This is a genomic window from Streptococcus mitis, from assembly GCF_002096855.1.
Lineage (GTDB): Bacteria > Bacillota > Bacilli > Lactobacillales > Streptococcaceae > Streptococcus > Streptococcus mitis_Y.
This window is the reverse complement of record NZ_NCVH01000033.1, coordinates 241,816-259,699: the sequence shown is the minus strand read 5'-3', so window position 1 is coordinate 259,699 and position 17,884 is coordinate 241,816. Positions and strand designations below refer to the sequence as shown.

The following is a 17,884-nucleotide window of genomic DNA, read 5'->3' as shown; positions in this document are numbered from 1 at the left end:
AATCCTTGCTTTATTGTCTTGTTTGTTGTACTATACTAGTGTATATACAGTTAAAAAGGAGATTCTTATGAATACACGGAAAAAGACACAATTTATGACAATGACTGCCCTCTTAACGGCTATTGCAATTTTGATTCCGATTGTGATGCCTTTCAAGATTGTCATTCCACCTGCTTCTTACACTTTGGGGAGCCACATCGCTATTTTTATTGCCATGTTCTTGTCGCCCTTGATGGCAGTTTTTGTCATCCTAGCCTCTAGTTTTGGATTCTTGATGGCTGGCTATCCCATGGTTATCGTTTTTCGAGCTTTTTCCCATATCTTTTTTGGTACTCTAGGAGCTCTTTACTTACAAAAATTCCCCGATACTCTTGATAAACCAAAATCTTCCTGGATTTTCAACTTTGTTTTAGCTATCATTCATGCCCTTGCTGAAGTATTAGCCTGTGTCGTTTTTTACGCCACTTCCGGTACCAATGTAGAAAATATGTTTTATGTTCTATTTGTACTAGTTGGATTTGGCACAATTATCCATAGTATGGTAGACTATACATTGGCACTAGCTGTCTATAAAGTGCTTCGAAAACGCCGTTAAAAGGAAGAACTATGACAAAAGATCGCAAACAAGCCCTTCTCCAACTCTTGAAAGAAGCTCCTAAAGCCCTCAATGGCCAAAGTTTAGCTGAACATTTTCATGTTACACGCCAGGTCATTGTACAGGACATTGCAATTTTAAGAGCCGATGGCGCTCCTATCCTATCCACTAATCGTGGCTACATCTATAAGCAAATTGAAACCAATCCTTATGTTCACAAACTTTTCAAAGTGAAACATGAAGTTGAAGAAATCGGTCAAGAACTCCTTGCTATCGTTGATAATGGTGGACGTGTTCAAAATACCTTGATTGACCATCCCGTTTATGGAGAAATCGAAACCTTGCTGAAACTGTCTTGTCGCAGAGATGTGCAACATTTTCTAGAACAAGTCGAGCATTCAGATTTTAGACCTCTGTCTGAATTGACAGATGGCATCCATTACCACCTAGTCGAAGCTGAAACACAGCAAGACCTCCGCTATATCGAGGAGGCCTTGGATCAGCTAGGTTATTTAGTAAAAGACTAGAAGATTTTCTTCTCCCAGCCATCTTCTATACGATGACGGTAGAAAAATTCAGATTTGTCCGGAGCTTCCATCATCTCCATCAAAGGTAGCATATCATAGGCCAGATCCAAGTTTGGAATCTGGTCTTTTTGCACCCAAGATACTTCTCCTTCCTCTGAGGATTGGAGACTTCCAGTAAACTCTGTCGCCTTATAACAAACAACGATGTAGCGCTCACCTGTATCCAGTGGCCAATTTTTAATGCCTACCAGTTTAGGATTTTGGATAGTCAATCCTGTTTCTTCGTAGATTTCACGAATGACAGACTCTGCGAAAGCCTCACCATTTTCTACATGACCTCCAGGAAAGGCATAACCTGACCAGCGATTGGTTTCAGGAGAGCGATACTGCATCACCACGCGCTGAGTTTCGAGGTCTTCAATCAGACAAATGTTTGTTAAAATCGTTAATTGGGAACGGGACATATTTTCTCCTTTAGATAATATTCTAATCTAACGCCTTGACTTCCAGCATCATATCGCGAATCTGTGCAGCGAGTTCAAAGTCAAGCACTTCAACTGCTTCTTGCATTTGTTTTTCAAGTTTCTTGACTAGTTCTTTGCGCTCTTGTTTGTTAAGGCTGTTGATGTCAACTTCCTTGTCTTCTTCCTTAGCAACTGCCTTGGTCACAGCAATCAGGTCACGGATTTCTTTCTTGATTGTCTGTGGTACGATACCATGCTCTTCATTATAAGCCATCTGGATTTTCCGACGACGGGCAGTTTCATCAATAGCACGTTGCATAGACTGGGTAACGGTGTCAGCATACATGATGACATGACCTTGGCTGTTACGGGCAGCACGTCCAATGGTCTGGATTAAACCACGTTCGTTACGAAGGAAACCTTCCTTGTCAGCATCGAGAATGGCTACGAGGCTCACTTCAGGAACGTCAATCCCTTCACGAAGGAGGTTGATTCCAACCAAGACGTCAAAGACACCCAAGCGTAGGTCACGAATTATCTCCGTCCGCTCCAAGGTCTTGATATCCGAGTGCATGTACTTGACCTTGATGCCCATTTCCTTGAAGTAGTCGGTCAAGTCTTCTGCCATTTTCTTAGTCAAAGTGGTGATAAAGGTTCGTTCATTCTTTTCAACACGGGCATTGATTTCACCTAAGAGGTCATCAATCTGTCCCATAGTCGGACGGACTTCCACCTCAGGATCCAAGAGTCCTGTCGGACGAATGATTTGCTCAATCACTGTCTCGGTCTGTTCATTTTCATAGTCACCAGGTGTCGCTGAAACGTAAACAATCTGATGAACGTGACTCTCAAACTCCTCCCGACGGAGAGGTCGATTGTCCAAGGCTGACGGCAAACGGAAACCATAATTAACCAGCATTTCCTTACGAGAGCGGTCTCCATTATACATACCTTTTATTTGCCCCATGGTCATGTGGCTCTCATCAATCATGATCAAGAAATCATCTGGGAAGAAGTCGAGAAGCGTATAAGGAGGCTCACCTTCGCTCCGTCCATCCATATGACGTGAATAGTTTTCAACGCCGTTTGTATAGCCCATCTCACGAAGCATCTCGATATCATACTCTGTACGCTGTTTCAAGCGTTGCGCTTCGAGGAGCTTACCTTCCTTCTCAAAGATAGCTAACTGCTCCTCCAACTCAGCCTCAATCTTAGCAATAGCTACTTCCATGTGGTCATCATTGGTCACAAAGTGAGTCGCTGGGAAAATCGCCAAATGATCCACTTCGCCGAGAACTTGACCTGTCAAAGCTTCGACTTCACGAATACGATCAATTTCATCTCCAAAAAATTCTACTCGAAAGGCATGTTCATCACGAGATGCTGGGAAAATCTCCACCACATCCCCACGCACACGAAATCTTCCCCGTTGGAAATCAATATCATTACGTTCAAACTGGATATCAACCAAGTCATTCAAGAGTTTATCACGAGAAATTTCAAGACCTGGACGGAGACTCACGACACTATCAGCGTATTCCTTGGGCGAACCCAAACCATAGATACAAGAGACTGAGGCCACGACAATAACATCATTGCGCTCCAAAAGAGCCGAAGTTGCTGAGTGACGAAGCTTGTCAATCTCGTCATTGACAGAGCTGTCCTTTTCAATATAGGTATCACTAGAAGGTACATAGGCTTCTGGCTGGTAATAGTCATAGTAGGATACGAAGTACTCAACTGCATTTTCAGGAAAAAATTCCTTAAACTCCCCATAGAGCTGTCCTGCTAGAGTTTTATTGTGGGCGATGACCAGAGTAGGTTTATTAACTTTGGAAATAACCTGACTCATGGTATAGGTCTTCCCTGTTCCAGTCGCCCCCATCAGAATCTGAGCTTTTTCTCCCCCCTCAATGTTATCAACCAATTGCTCGATAGCTTGGGGTTGATCTCCTGATGGTTGATATTTTGATACTAGTTTAAATTGATTATCTGTAATGCGGTTAATCATAAGAATCCTCTCTCGATGTGCTATTCCTATTTTAGCATACTTGTAGCATTTTCACGAAGAAAAGGACAGACCGAAGTCACATCCTTTCATTTTCTTTCTTTAATTGATAAGCGAGATAGACAATCAGCAGTAGTAAAACCAGACTTGTCATGATAGAACCTTCTATGCCAAAAGAACCACCTGATAGCCAATCTTGATTGCCTTGTGGTAAAAAGGTCATCAATGACGTTCCTGATGGTTGACCACTAACTAAAATCCCAAAGAGATTACCCTGAGCAAAATTCCAGGCGCCATGAATACCTGCAACACCCCAAACTGTATCAGTTTTGAGAAGGTAAAGAGCCATGGCAACTCCGAATAAGAAGAGATTCACTAGAGATAGAGGTGTTAGACCAGAATTGCCCATATGAAGCAGGGTAAAAAATATGCTAGATATAACAACAGCAAGTTTTAGATTGGTTCTTGAAGCCAATTGAGGAAGGAGCCAAGCACGGGCCACCACTTCTTCTGTTGTCCCCTGTAAAATCCAAAATGGAATGGTAAAAATGACAAAGGCAAGCGAATAAGGATTCAAATGAATGGACTCAAAACGATATTGCCCCAAGGCTACTAAACCTAACAAGGTCAGAAGAAAAAGTGCCAAACCTAAGCCAAATCCTTTCAGAAGACTGCTGAGGAAATTTTCTCTATAAAACCCTAAAGTTCGAATAGATCTTTTCTCAACTTTTCTAGTCCATCTGAACACAGTGTTGAGAATAAAACCAAAGGCCAGTAATCCTAAAATTAAATGAAAGTCACTTGTTTTATCCATCAAGCTCTGCTGTAAGGTCTGCAAGTAGGTTGCAAGATTTTGACCAGTCTCTCCAAAATTTCTAGCAAGTCCGATAAGAGCTAACAAACTAATACCATACAGAGTATAAGCCACAAACTCTCCTATGAAGACAAAAGCAAAGGCTAACAAGGGGCTTGTGTAAATGTTTAAACTCATTTTTGAAGTTTGGAAGTCTTTAAAAATTCTTTTGTTCTTCATATCTCCGTCCTCTTTTCTTCTATTATATACTATTATTATAGCACTTTGTGGAAGCAGTTCAAGAAAGAAAAAAACAATGTTACATTTTCTGACACAGAAATATAAAAATTTGCCTTTTTTTACTTTTTCTGATATAATGGAAAAATATTCGGAAAAGGAGACTAAAAATGAAGAAAAAATTTCTAGCATTTTTGCTAATTTTATTCCCAATTTTCTCATTAGGTATTGCAAAAGCAGAGACTATTAAGATTGTGTCTGATACCGCCTATGCACCTTTTGAGTTTAAAGATTCAGATCAAACTTATAAAGGAATTGATGTTGACATTATCAACAAAGTCGCTGAAATTAAAGGATGGAACATTCAGATGTCTTATCCTGGTTTTGACGCAGCGGTGAATGCAGTTCAAGCTGGTCAAGCTGACGCTATCATGGCTGGAATGACAAAAACTGCTGAACGTGAAAAAGTTTTTACCATGTCTGATACTTACTATGATACAAAAGTTGTCATTGCAACTACAAAGTCACACAAGATTAGTCAGTATGACCAATTAAAAGGTAAAACTGTTGGTGTTAAAAATGGAACTGCCGCTCAACGTTTTCTTGAAAGTATCAAAGACAAATACGGCTTTAGTATTAAAACATTTGATACTGGTGATTTGATGAACAACAGCTTGAGTGCTGGTGCCATCGATGCCATGATGGATGATAAACCTGTTATCGAATATGCCATCAACCAAGGTCAAGACCTCCATATTGAAATGGATGGTGAAGCTGTAGGTAGCTTTGCTTTCGGTGTTAAAAAAGGTAGCAAATACGAGCACCTAATCACTGAATTTAACCAAGCCTTGGCTGAAATGAAAAAAGATGGTAGTCTTGATAAAATCATCAAGAAATGGACTGCATCATCTTCTTCAGCAGTACCAACCACAACAACTGCAGCTGGTCTAAAAGCAACTCCTGTTAAAGCTAAATACATCATTGCCAGTGATTCTTCTTTTGCACCTTTTGTTTTCCAAAATTCAAGCAACCAATTTACTGGTATTGATATGGACTTGATTAAGGCCATCGCTAAAGACCAAGGTTTCGAAATTGAAATCACCAACCCTGGTTTTGATGCCGCTATCAGTGCTGTTCAAGCTGGACAAGCTGATGGTATCATTGCTGGTATGTCTGTCACAGATGCTCGTAAGGCAACTTTTGACTTCTCAGAATCCTACTACACTGCCAATACTATCCTTGGTGTCAAAGAATCAAGCACCATTGCTTCTTATGAAGATTTAAAAGGGAAGACAGTTGGTGTTAAAAACGGAACTGCTTCTCAAACCTTCTTAACAGAAAATCAAAGCAAATACGGTTACAAAATCAAAACTTTTGCTGATGGTTCTTCAATGTATGACAGTTTAAATACTGGAGCTATAGATGCCGTTATGGATGATGAGCCTGTCCTCAAATATTCTATTAGCCAAGGTCAAAAATTGAAGACTCCAATCGCTGGAACTCCAATCGGTGAAACAGCCTTTGCCGTTAAAAAAGGAGCAAATCCAGAATTGATTGAAATGTTCAATAACGGACTTGCAAACCTTAAAGCAAACGGAGAATTCCAAAAGATTCTTGATAAATACCTAGCTAGCGAGTCTTCATCTACTTCAACAAGCACTGTTGATGAGACAACTATCTGGGGCTTGCTTCAAAACAACTACAAACAACTCCTTAGCGGGCTTGGTATCACTCTTGCTCTAGCTCTTATCTCATTTGCTATTGCTATTGTTATCGGAATTATCTTCGGTATGTTTAGTGTTAGTCCCTACAAATCTCTTCGTGTGATCTCTGAGATTTTCGTTGACGTTATCCGTGGTATTCCATTGATGATTCTTGCAGCCTTCATCTTCTGGGGAATTCCAAACTTCATCGAGTCTATGACAGGCCAACAAAGTCCAATTAACGACTTCGTAGCTGGTACCATTGCCCTCTCACTCAATGCAGCGGCTTATATCGCTGAAATTGTTCGTGGTGGTATTCAGGCTGTTCCAGTTGGTCAAATGGAAGCCAGTCGAAGCTTGGGTATCTCTTATGGAAAAACCATGCGTAAGATTATCTTGCCACAAGCAACTAAATTGATGTTGCCAAACTTTGTCAACCAATTCGTTATCGCTCTTAAAGATACAACTATCGTATCTGCTATCGGTTTGGTGGAACTCTTCCAAACTGGTAAGATTATCATCGCGCGTAACTACCAAAGTTTCAAGATGTATGCAATCCTTGCAATCTTCTATCTTGTAATTATCACACTTTTGACTAGACTAGCGAAACGCTTAGAAAAGAGGATTCGTTAATGGCAAAATTAAAAATTGATGTAAATGATTTACACAAAAACTACGGAAAAAATGAAGTCCTAAAAGGAATTACGACTAAGTTCTATGAAGGAGATGTTGTTTGTATCATCGGTCCTTCAGGTTCTGGTAAGTCAACCTTCCTCCGTAGCCTCAACCTTCTAGAAGAAGTCACTAACGGTCACATCACTGTGAACGGTTATGACTTAACTGAAAAAACAACCAACGTTGACCACGTCCGTGAAAATATCGGAATGGTATTCCAACACTTCAACCTCTTCCCTCATATGTCTGTATTGGACAATATCACCTTTGCTCCTATTGAGCACAAGTTGATGACTAAGGAAGAAGCTGAGAAATTGGGAATGGAGTTGCTTGACAAGGTTGGGCTAGCAGATAAAGCTAATGCCAACCCAGATAGCCTATCAGGTGGTCAAAAACAACGTGTGGCCATCGCTCGTGGACTAGCAATGAATCCAGACATCATGCTCTTTGATGAACCAACTTCTGCCCTTGACCCTGAGATGGTTGGAGACGTACTAAACGTTATGAAAGAATTGGCTGAGCAAGGCATGACCATGATTATCGTAACCCATGAGATGGGATTTGCCCGTCAGGTTGCTAACCGCGTTATCTTTACTGCAGACGGTGAATTCCTAGAAGACGGAACACCAGATCAGATCTTTGATAACCCACAACACCCACGTCTGAAAGAGTTCTTGGACAAGGTATTAAATGTCTAAACGCAAACTGTAAGGATTTCCTTGCAGTTTTTTTCTATCTCGTATTGGATTTTTTGATTTTTCGGAAAATTATGTTAGAATTAAGTTTATGAAATGAGGTTTCCTCATACCTAGCAAGACTAGGAATAAAAATAGAAATTAGGTAGCTAGATGTCATCTAAGGTTATTGTTACAATTTTCGGTGCGAGTGGAGACCTGGCTAAACGCAAGCTCTACCCTTCCCTTTTTAGACTATATAAATCCGGCAATCTTTCCGAGCACTTTGCAGTCATTGGAACTGCTCGTCGTCCTTGGAGCAAGGAATATTTTGAATCTGTTGTAGTCGAATCCATCCTTGATTTGGCAGATAGTACCGAACAGGCTCAAGAGTTCGCTAGCCACTTCTACTATCAAAGTCATGATGTCAACGATACAGAACACTACATTGCTTTGCGTCAATTGCAGGCTGAACTAAATGACAAGTACCAAGCTGAACACAACAAGCTCTTCTTCTTGTCTATGGCACCTCAGTTCTTTGGAACTATTGCCAAACACCTCAAGTCTGAAAACATTGTTGACGGTAAAGGTTTTGAACGCTTAATCGTTGAAAAACCATTTGGTACAGATTACGCAACTGCAAGCAAGTTGAATGACGAGCTCCTAGCAACATTTGACGAAGAACAAATTTTCCGTATTGACCATTATCTTGGTAAGGAAATGATCCAAAGTATCTTTGCAGTTCGCTTTGCAAACTTGATTTTTGAAAATGTGTGGAACAAGGACTTTATCGACAATGTTCAAATTACCTTTGCGGAGCGCTTGGGTGTAGAAGAACGTGGTGGCTACTATGACCAATCTGGTGCACTCCGTGACATGGTACAAAACCATACACTACAACTTCTTTCTCTCCTTGCTATGGACAAGCCAGCAAGCTTCACAAAAGACGAGATTCGTGCCGAAAAGATTAAGGTCTTTAAAAACCTCTATCATCCAACGGATGAAGAGCTTAAAGAACACTTTATCCGTGGTCAATACCGTTCAGGTAAGATTGATGGCATGAAATATATCTCTTATCGTAGTGAGCCAAATGTGAATCCAGAATCTACAACTGAAACCTTTGCATCTGGTGCCTTCTTTGTAGACAGCGATCGCTTCCGTGGTGTTCCTTTCTTCTTCCGTACTGGTAAACGTCTGACTGAAAAAGGAACTCATGTCAACATCGTATTTAAACAAATGGACTCTATCTTTGGAGAACCACTTGCTCCAAATATTTTGACCATCTATATCCAACCAACAGAAGGCTTCTCTCTTAGCCTCAATGGGAAGCAAGTAGGAGAAGAATTCAACTTGGCTCCCAACTCACTTGATTACCGTACAGATGCGACCGCAACTGGTGCTTCTCCAGAACCATACGAAAAATTGATTTATGATGTCTTAAATAACAACTCAACTAACTTTAGCCACTGGGATGAAGTTGGTGCGTCATGGAAATTGATTGACCGTATCGAAGAGCTCTGGGCTGAAAATGGTGCCCCACTTCATGACTATAAAGCTGGAAGCATGGGACCTCAAGCCAGCTTTGACTTACTTGAAAAATTCGGTGCCAAATGGACTTGGCAGCCAGATATCGCCTATCGTCAAGATGGCCGTTTAGAATAAAAAAAATTCCTGCAAGTTTGTAGCTTGCAGGATTTTTACTTCTGATTAGATTAAGCCTTCCAAGAGACCCTTCATAAAGTTTTCTGAGTTAAATTCTCCAATATCATCGATTTTTTCACCAAAACCAATCAATTTTACAGGAATATTGAGTTCTTCACGGATAGCTAGAACAACACCACCTCGAGCAGTTCCATCAATCTTAGTCAAGACAATTCCCGTTAAAGGAGTGATTTTTGAAAATTCTTTGGCCTGTACAAGAGCGTTTTGACCTGTTGATGCATCAAGTGCCAAGAAGGTTTCATGCGGAGCTTCGGGCACAACACGTTTGATAATACGACCAATCTTCTCCAACTCAGCCATGAGGTTGTCCTTGTTTTGCAGACGACCAGCGGTATCAATCATAAGAATATCGATACCTTCAGCTACGGCACGTTCCATTCCATCAAAGACTACACTGGCTGGGTCAGCTTTCTCAGGTCCAGTCACTACTGGAACATCTACTCGTCGACCCCATTCAGCTAGCTGGGCTACCGCCCCTGCACGGAAGGTATCTGCCGCAACCAGCATGACCTTCTTACCAGCTTGTTTGTAGCGGTGGGCTAGTTTCCCGATAGAAGTTGTTTTCCCGACACCATTAACACCGACAAAGAGCATGACTGTCAAGCCATCTTGGAAGTGGATACTTTCATCATAGTTGCCATCCTTTTCATAAAGCTCAACCAATTTCTCAATGATAACACGACGTAGTGCGTCGGGTTTCTTAGCGTTTTCAAGCTTGGCTTCGTAACGTAACTCCTCTGTTAAGTTAGAAGCCACCTGGACACCAACGTCGCTCATGATCAGCAGTTCTTCCAGTTCCTCGAAAAATTCTTCGTCAACAGAACGGAAATTAGCAAAGAAAGCATTCAAGCGAGCACCAAAGCCTGTACGAGTCTTTTTAAGACTACGGTCATATTTTTCCTGAACAGTTTCTTCTGCTTGAGTCATTTCTTCTTCAAGAACTTCAGAACTATTTTCTTCTACAGTTTCTAGGAGCTCAGTATTCTCTTCCTCTGGGACTTCTTCTTGAGAAACTTCTACAACTGGCTCTGAATCCTGACTCTCTTCAACTGTCTCTTGATTTTCCTCTTCTTGGAGCAGATCTTCTTCAGAACTTTCAACCTCTGCATCTTCTTGAGGAACTTTCTCAGCTTCTGTTAAGGCAGGCTCAGCATCTTCAGACAAATCAAGATTTTCCAGAGCTTCTTTTACAACTTCTCCGATTTTAGGTTCTTCTTTTTTTCCGAATAGACGGTCAAATAATCCCATATCTTAGTTCTCCTTTAATACATACTCTTCGATAGCCCAGGCGACAGCCTCTTCATCATTGGTCATTGGTGTCACTACATTTGCGACTGCCTTGACTTCAGGAACAGCATTTTGCATGGCAACACCGAGCCCTGCCCATTCAATCATAGAAAGGTCATTGGCCTCGTCACCACAAGCCATGACTTGGCTTTTGTCGATTCCAAGATGGCTGATTAGTTTTGCCAAACCTGTTGCCTTATGAACATTCTTTGGTGACCATTCTAATAACATCTCACGTGATTTGAAGATTTCATATTGGTCAAACAATTCTGGAGATATCTTCTGAATGGCTGCATCCAAGGGTTCTTGAGCAAAGGCAGTCACACATTTATTGTAAGTCATTTGACTAGACAAGTCTGCAAAGTCCACTGGAACAAAGGTCAATGCTGGATTGAATTTGGCATAAAGACTTTCTTGGTCCGATTGAATTTGATAGACAGTTCCTTCTGAGATAGCATCAAGAGGCAGTGATAATTTCTCTGTTTCTTCATACAAGCGTGCCACATCATCATATGAAAAGACTGTTTTATCAAGGATTTCACCTGTATTTTTCTGAACCAAACCACCATTAAAGGTAATGGTATACTCATCTTCTTGGTCGTCAGTCCCTAGCTCATGGAGAAAGAAATCCATAGCTTTTAAGGGACGACCAGTTGTCAATACGACCTTGATACCACGATCACGCGCAGCTTTCAAAGTTGCCTTGGTACGATCCGTCAGCCTTTTATCAGTAGTCAGCAAGGTCCCATCTAAGTCCAATGCAATCAATTTTATATCTGCCATTATAAACCCTCCATATAAGCGATAACCGACTGGTCCTTATGGTGACCAATCACTGTCTCTGCTAATTCTAAAATTTCTGGTCGTGCATTTTCAGGAGCTACAGGATGTCCCACAACCTGCATCATATGTAAGTCATTAAGATTGTCTCCAAAAGCCATAACCTGATCCATTGTGATGCCAAGTTTTTTAGCCAATTCAACAATGGCCACTCCCTTATCGACATAGTCCAGAACAATATCAATAGATTCAAAGCCAGTTGTCATGGCCTTAACACCAGGAACATGTTCATTGACCCAAGCTTCACCAGCTTCCAGCGTTTCTTCTGTGAAGTTGGTTGTAAATTTGAAAATGTCATCTGTAATGTCTTCTAGACTCGCTACTTTTTGGATATTTTCATTATAGTGCTGACTCACTTTCAAATAGGTCTCATCAACCGTATCTAGCACATAAGAGCCTTTTTTCCCCGTCAAGAGCAGTTTATTGATATCTACATAAGGTGAAGTTTTCAGCATTTCAAAAGTTGATAGATAAAACTCACGAGACATAGTCGCTTCATACAAGTCCTGACCTTGATATTCTACCAGACTGCCATTTTCCGCGATAAAAATAATGTCATCACGAACATCAGCAAATAATTTTTCTAAGGATAGAAATCCGCGCCCTGAAGCTACCGCAAAGTAAATCCTTTTTTCCTTGTAGGAAGCCAAGAGAGACTTGAGGCGGTCCATATCAAAGCGTCCATTCCCATCTAGGAAGGTTCCGTCCATATCCGTTGCTACTAGTTTAATTGTCATCCTTCAATACTTTCTAAATCTTTTAACTTAACTGAAACAATTTTTGAGACACCTGACTCTTGCATGGTCACTCCATAGATGGAATCAGCCGCTGCCATGGTTCCTTTACGGTGGGTTACAACGATGAACTGGCTGTCCTTGTCAAATCGATTGAGGTAATCTCCAAAACGTTTAACATTAGCTTCGTCCAGCGCAGCTTCTACCTCATCCAAGATAACAAATGGAATAGTCTTGACACGAATAATAGAGAAAAGCAAAGCTAGAGCCGATAGAGCTTTTTCACCACCACTCATGAGGTTAAGCGACTGGATTTTCTTACCTGGAGGTTGAACAGAAATCTCAACCCCAGCTGTCAGCAAGTCTCCCTCAGTCAAAATGAGGTCCGCCTGACCTCCACCAAACATCTGCTTGAAGGTCACTTTAAAGGACTCACGAATGGCTTCAAAGGTTGATTTAAAGCGTTCCTTGACCTCATCATTCATCTCTGTAATGGTCTCAAGAAGCAGATTTTTCGCTGACAAAATATCATCTCGCTGGCTATTTAGGAAATCCAAACGATTGTGGACTTCTTCGTACTGGTCAATAGCTTCCAAATTGACAGGACCCAGTGAGCGAATAGCCTTCTCTAATTCCTGCACCTCTTGCTCTGCCAGATTGAGGTTTTCCAATTCATGTGCCTTTTCTAGTGCTTCAGTATAGCTAATCTGATACTGGTCTGTTAATTGACTTTGTAAATGGCGTAAGCGCTCGCTGACCTTTTCTTTCTTGGCTTCAGCACGCGTTTGCTTGCGAATCCACTCCTCATTCTGCTGGCGAGCCTGATCCAAATGACTAGCAATATCATCCAGTTGACCTTCAATATCATCTAATTCAAACTGCTTACGAATCAAACCTTGTTGGAGGTTTGTTTTCTGCATTTTGGCTTCTTCAGCCTGTTGACTGAGCAATTCTGTATCAACTTTCTCAAGATTGTCAACCTTTTCTTGAAGAAGGCGCTGGATTTCCTCTTGTTCGATATCTAAATTGTCCAATTCTTTGCCTAAACGCTCAATATCAGCTACTTCATAACGTTTTTGCCCTTGTAGTTCTGTCTTAAGCAAGCGAGCTTGCGCTACCTGTTCTTGCAAGTTCTGATAACGTTCTTGGATGGCATTTTTGTTAGACTTAATCTCTTCAATCTCAGCTTCCAGATTTTGCTTGTCACTGGCGATAGTAGCAAGGCGTGCTTGGCATTTTTCCTTATCTGCTTGCCAATCTCCGTCAGAAAGACGATCTAATTCCTCTTCTTGGAGTTTCCAAAGAGTTTCTAGCTCTTCAACTTGCTGACTGGTCTGCTGATAAGCAAGAGACAAGCCTTGCTCCTGGATACGAGCCTGCTCACCCTGAGATTTGATGGCTTCTAATGATTCAGTCAATCTAGCCATCTCATCTTGCAATACCTTCAAACTCGCTTCTTCTGAACGTAAGCTTACTTCTTCTTCAGCAATTTCTTTTTGCAATTGCTCCAGTTCTGGCTTGATAAAAATACTGTTATTCTGACGATTGGCTCCACCTGCATAGGAACCACCTGTACGAAGTTCTGTCCCATCCAATGTCACCATGCGAACCTGATAACGAACTTGGCGAGCTGCTGCACGCGCGTGTTCTACGGTATCAAAGATAGCCGTCGTAGCTAGCAAATTCTTGAAAATAGCCTCCAGTCTAGTATCGAATATCACCAGCTCATCTGCCATGCCCAGAAATCCCGGACTTGCAGCGATAGCATCTTGATTCTGGCTAGAAATCGTACGAGCCTTGATTGTTGTCAAAGGAAGGAAGGTTGCACGACCAGCTCTGTTTCGTTTAAGGAAATCAATGGCTTTGGTTGCCGACTCTTCATCTTCTACGATGATATGCTGACTGCTGGCTCCAAGAGCAATCTCTAAGGCAGTTTGATAATGCACATCAAAAGTCAGGTGCTCACTGACTGCACCAATAATTCCACCAAGGCGGTCTTTTTCTTGGAGAACACTCTTAACACCTGCATAAAAGTTACTATGATTTCTCAGGATGTTTTCCAAACTCTGAGCTCTGGCCTGCTTGTTTTTGAGATTATCCAGACGATCAAAGAGTTGACTTTGTTGAGCTTTATAGGAAGTTTTCTGTTCCTCTTGCTCCTTGGCAATAGCTTGATAGTCGGCCAATAATTTCTGAACCTGCTCCTTGGCAGTTTCAAGCTCCGCCTTTTGCTGACTAGCCTTCTCTTTAGCTGTAGCCAGCTGTTCTTTCAGCTTTTCTAGTTGATCTGCTTGTTTTTGAGAAAGCTGACGGCTATTTTCCAACTCATTCTCGATGCGGGTCAGTTGGTTTGACACATCGGCTTCTTCTTGTAAAAGGGCTACAAAGCGTTCACGTAAGAGCTCAATCATCTGATCAGGATCATCTGAAAAAGCCAGTAATTCAGCTTCTAAACGATTGAGTTTTTGATTATTTTGGACTAGATTTTCTTCTAAGAGGGCTAAAGAGCTTTCTTTTTCAGTCTTTTCCTGACTTAGAGCATTTCTCTTATCCTCCAAAGCAGCCAAACGAGCTTGTGCTTCCTGTTGATTCAGAGCTACTTGCTCAGATTCCAGTTTCGATAGGGCTAATTTTCTCTCTAAATCACTAATCAGACTGGTCAAATCCATCAAACTGACTTGGTCTTTGGCCATTTCAGCCTGTAAATCTTGGCGTTGCTTTTTAAGAGTTTGATTTTCTTCTTCTAATTTTTCACGCTTTTGGTAATAGCTTGTCAAGAGTTCCTGAACCTGAGCCAACTCTTCTTCTGTAGACTCTAGTTCAGCCTTATTTTCCTTGATTTGAGCAACCAAAACATCTAAATAAATAGCCTTGCGTTGCCCTTCCAAGTCTAAAAACTTACGGGCATTCTCAGCTTGCTTCTCAAGAGGCTTGATTTGATTATCCAACTCGTAGATAATGTCTTCAAGACGGTCTAGATTATCCTGAGTTTGCTGCAGTTTACTCTCAGTTTCTTTTCTGCGAGTCTTGTATTTCAAAACTCCTGCAGCTTCTTCAAAAATAGCACGACGTTCTTCAGGCTTAGAATTGAAAATCTCCTCAACCTTCCCTTGGGAAATAATGGAGAAGGAATCGCGTCCCAAGCCAGTATCCAAGAAAAGATCATGAATATCACGCAGACGGACTTTCTTGCCGTCAATCTTGTATTCGCTATCTCCACTGCGATAGATATGACGTTCTACCCTGATTTCTTGACCTGCATCCTTGATAAATCTGTCATTATTATCCAGAGTCACAACTACAGAAGCATAATTGAGCGGTTTGCGACTTTCAGTTCCAGCAAAGATGACATCTGGCATCTTGCCACCACGGAGACTCTTAACACTTGACTCCCCCAAGGCCCAACGAAGACTTTCTGTAATATTGGACTTTCCAGATCCATTGGGACCAACAACTGCAGTCACTCCTTGGTCAAAAACGACCTTAGTCTTGTCAGCAAAAGACTTGAATCCCTGAATTTCGATTTCCTTTAAATACATGAATCCAGCCCTTTCTCAACGGCATTTTTGGCAGCTTCCTGCTCTGCTAGTTTCTTAGAACGACCTTGACCTTGACCAATGCTCTTACCTTCGACAAGAACTTCTACATCAAAGACCTTATCGTGGGCAGGACCCGTTTCAGAAATTACCTGATAACGGATAGCCACATCCCCATTAACCTGAAGCAACTCTTGGAGATGGGTTTTGTAGTCTGTAATCATCTCAAATTCGCCTGCTTCAACCTTAGGAATCATGACTTGATAGATAAATTCCTTGACCTTGGCCACATCCTTGTCCAAAAGGAGGGCACCAAGAAAGGCTTCAAAGGCATCACCAAGAATGGTGTCACGATTGCGCCCACCAGACTTTTCTTCCCCTTTACCAAGTTTGATAAACTGATCAAACTGGCAATCACGCGCAAAACCAGCCAAACTCTCCTCGCGGACAATCATGGCACGGAGTTTGGACAAATCACCTTCAGGTTTTTTAGGATATTTTTTATACAGATATTCTGAAATCAATAACTGTAGAACAGCGTCTCCTAAAAATTCCAAGCGTTCATTGTGTGAAATTTTTAAGAGGCGGTGCTCATTGGCATAACTCGTATGAGTAAAGGCAGTCTCCAGTAAGTTTTTGTCTGCAAATTCGATTGCAAAATGGTTTTTAAGTACAGTTTGTAATTCTTTCATACCAACCTCTTTCTAACTGATAACAGTCCTTTTTATTATATCAAAAAAAGCCCCCTGAGTCACTCTAAAACGGGACTGGAGAGGATTTGGGAATTCTTTAGACAGAGATTTTCAGTTTTATGGACAAATTTGGGGCAGGATAAAGAAAAAAGCCCTATTAAAGGCTTTTTTAGGATGTTTACATCCACCCTGAGGGAATCGAACCCCCATCTCAAGAACCGGAATCTTACGTGATATCCATTACACTAAGGGTGGAAACTTGTTTTATTATAACAAAAATTTGCTCTAATAACAAGTTTTTTTCTGGTCAAATACCCCGTCTTAGTGGGAAGCATCCCCATTCCAGATAGAGTTTTTCACGATAACATAATCAACGTGTTTAAGGTCAGCAACCTGACGTCCACCTGCATAAGAAATAGCACTTTGAAGGTCTTGTTCCATCTCAGTTAAAGTGTCTTGCAGATGACCTTTGGCAGGAAGCAAGATACGTTTGCCTTCCACATTTTTGTATGCACCTTTTTGATATTGTGAGGCTGAACCGTAATATTCTTTGAACTGTTCGCCATCGACTTCAATCGTTTTCCCTGGACTTTCTATGTGTCCTGCAAAGAGGGAACCAATCATGACCATGCTGGCACCAAAACGGATAGACTTGGCAATATCACCGTGAGTACGAATTCCTCCATCAGCAATAATCGGTTTACGTGCAGCCTTGGCACACCAACGGAGAGCAGCCAACTGCCAACCACCTGTACCAAAACCAGTCTTGACCTTGGTAATACAAACCTTACCAGGACCAATTCCGACCTTAGTAGCATCCGCACCAGCATTTTCTAATTCACGCACAGCTTCTGGTGTTCCCACATTTCCAGCAATGACAAAGGTATCTGGCAATTCTTTCTTGATGTGTTGAATCATAGAAATCACACTATCTGCATGACCGTGAGCAATATCAATCGTGATATACTCAGGAGCATCAGCCTTGAGCTGGCTGACAAAATCATACTCATAATCCTTAACACCGACAGAGATAGAAGCAATGAGCTCTTGATCGTGCATACGTTTAATAAAAGGAATACGTCCTGCCTCATCAAAACGGTGCATAATGTAGAAGTAGCCCCCTTTAGCCAGTTGTTCTGCTACATTTTCATCCAAAATCGTCTGCATATTAGCTGGCACAACAGGTAGTTTAAAGGTGTGATTTCCTAAAGTGACACTTGTATCCGCTTCTGCACGGCTTTTAATCACACATTTATTTGGGATCAATTGAATATCTTCGTAATCAAAAATTGGAAATTCATTTAACATATCGATGTCTCGTTTCTTTTATAATGACCTGCCTATGCTCTCGCATCACTACGCCTTTTCCAACGTTTCCTTGACTTATTATAAACCAA

The 17,884-nt window shown here is 41.4% G+C and carries 14 protein-coding genes and 1 tRNA gene; 5 read left to right on the top strand and 10 right to left on the bottom strand.

Going from position 1 to position 17,884, the window contains the following annotated elements; genetic code table 11:
* The first annotated feature begins 67 nt into the window (after positions 1–67).
* Together B7698_RS09515 and B7698_RS09510 are read left to right on the top strand one after the other, a co-directional pair.
* Complete coding sequence (locus tag B7698_RS09515) at positions 68–595, top strand: ECF transporter S component (protein WP_001097395.1); 528 nt, start codon at positions 68–70, stop codon at positions 593–595.
* Between the two features lie 11 nt (positions 596–606).
* Complete coding sequence (locus B7698_RS09510; protein ID WP_000159184.1) at positions 607–1,122, top strand: transcription repressor NadR; 516 nt, start codon at positions 607–609, stop codon at positions 1,120–1,122.
* Here the strand turns inward: B7698_RS09510 and B7698_RS09505 are convergent.
* From B7698_RS09505 to B7698_RS09495, 3 genes are all read right to left on the bottom strand, one after another.
* A complete protein-coding gene (locus B7698_RS09505) occupies positions 1,119–1,586 on the bottom strand; it encodes an 8-oxo-dGTP diphosphatase (protein WP_084865503.1) in 468 nt (155 codons plus the stop codon). The two genes, B7698_RS09510 and B7698_RS09505, sit on opposite strands and share 4 nt — an antisense overlap.
* 22 nt (positions 1,587–1,608) lie before the next feature.
* Positions 1,609–3,597 carry an excinuclease ABC subunit UvrB gene (uvrB, locus tag B7698_RS09500; protein WP_084865501.1) on the bottom strand — a complete coding sequence of 663 codons (1,989 nt, stop codon included), beginning with the start codon at positions 3,595–3,597 and terminating at the stop codon, positions 1,609–1,611.
* Positions 3,598–3,673: 76 nt separating this feature from the next.
* Entirely contained in the window at positions 3,674–4,627 is a 954-nt protein-coding gene (locus tag B7698_RS09495) for a CPBP family intramembrane glutamic endopeptidase (protein ID WP_084865498.1), read from the bottom strand.
* A 167-nt stretch (positions 4,628–4,794) separates the two neighbouring features.
* Between B7698_RS09495 and B7698_RS09490 the strand changes: the two genes are divergently transcribed.
* From B7698_RS09490 to zwf, 3 genes are all read left to right on the top strand, one after another.
* Entirely contained in the window at positions 4,795–6,960 is a 2,166-nt protein-coding gene (locus B7698_RS09490; RefSeq protein ID WP_084865496.1) for an ABC transporter substrate-binding protein/permease, read from the top strand.
* On the top strand, positions 6,960–7,700 hold the full coding sequence (locus B7698_RS09485) for an amino acid ABC transporter ATP-binding protein (RefSeq protein ID WP_084865494.1): 741 nt from the start codon (positions 6,960–6,962) through the stop codon (positions 7,698–7,700). Before B7698_RS09490 ends, B7698_RS09485 begins: the two co-directional genes overlap by 1 nt.
* Positions 7,701–7,850: 150 nt before the next feature.
* A complete protein-coding gene (gene zwf / locus B7698_RS09480) occupies positions 7,851–9,338 on the top strand; it encodes a glucose-6-phosphate dehydrogenase (RefSeq protein WP_049501794.1) in 1,488 nt (495 codons plus the stop codon).
* Positions 9,339–9,383: 45 nt separating this feature from the next.
* Here the strand turns inward: zwf and ftsY are convergent, their stop codons facing one another.
* From ftsY to B7698_RS09445, 7 genes are all read right to left on the bottom strand, one after another.
* Positions 9,384–10,646, bottom strand: coding sequence for a signal recognition particle-docking protein FtsY (gene ftsY, locus B7698_RS09475; RefSeq protein WP_084865493.1), 1,263 nt, complete (start codon positions 10,644–10,646; stop codon positions 9,384–9,386).
* Positions 10,647–10,649: 3 nt separating this feature from the next.
* Positions 10,650–11,468 carry a Cof-type HAD-IIB family hydrolase gene (locus B7698_RS09470; RefSeq protein WP_084865492.1) on the bottom strand — a complete coding sequence of 273 codons (819 nt, stop codon included), beginning with the start codon at positions 11,466–11,468 and terminating at the stop codon, positions 10,650–10,652.
* Positions 11,468–12,262: a Cof-type HAD-IIB family hydrolase gene (locus tag B7698_RS09465; RefSeq protein WP_084865490.1), complete on the bottom strand. Its 795-nt coding sequence runs from the start codon at positions 12,260–12,262 to the stop codon at positions 11,468–11,470. The genes B7698_RS09470 and B7698_RS09465 overlap by 1 nt, the downstream gene beginning before the upstream one ends.
* Entirely contained in the window at positions 12,259–15,798 is a 3,540-nt protein-coding gene (gene smc / locus B7698_RS09460; RefSeq protein ID WP_084865488.1) for a chromosome segregation protein SMC, read from the bottom strand. Before smc ends, B7698_RS09465 begins: the two co-directional genes overlap by 4 nt.
* On the bottom strand, positions 15,789–16,487 hold the full coding sequence (gene rnc / locus B7698_RS09455; RefSeq protein ID WP_000661487.1) for a ribonuclease III: 699 nt from the start codon (positions 16,485–16,487) through the stop codon (positions 15,789–15,791). Before rnc ends, smc begins: the two co-directional genes overlap by 10 nt.
* Before the next feature lie 183 nt (positions 16,488–16,670).
* Positions 16,671–16,742: transfer RNA gene (locus tag B7698_RS09450), tRNA-Arg, on the bottom strand.
* Positions 16,743–16,808: 66 nt separating this feature from the next.
* The gene (locus tag B7698_RS09445) at positions 16,809–17,795 is read right to left on the bottom strand and encodes a GMP reductase (protein WP_000931155.1); all 987 of its coding nucleotides are present in this window, start codon (positions 17,793–17,795) and stop codon (positions 16,809–16,811) included.
* Positions 17,796–17,884 lie beyond the last annotated feature (89 nt).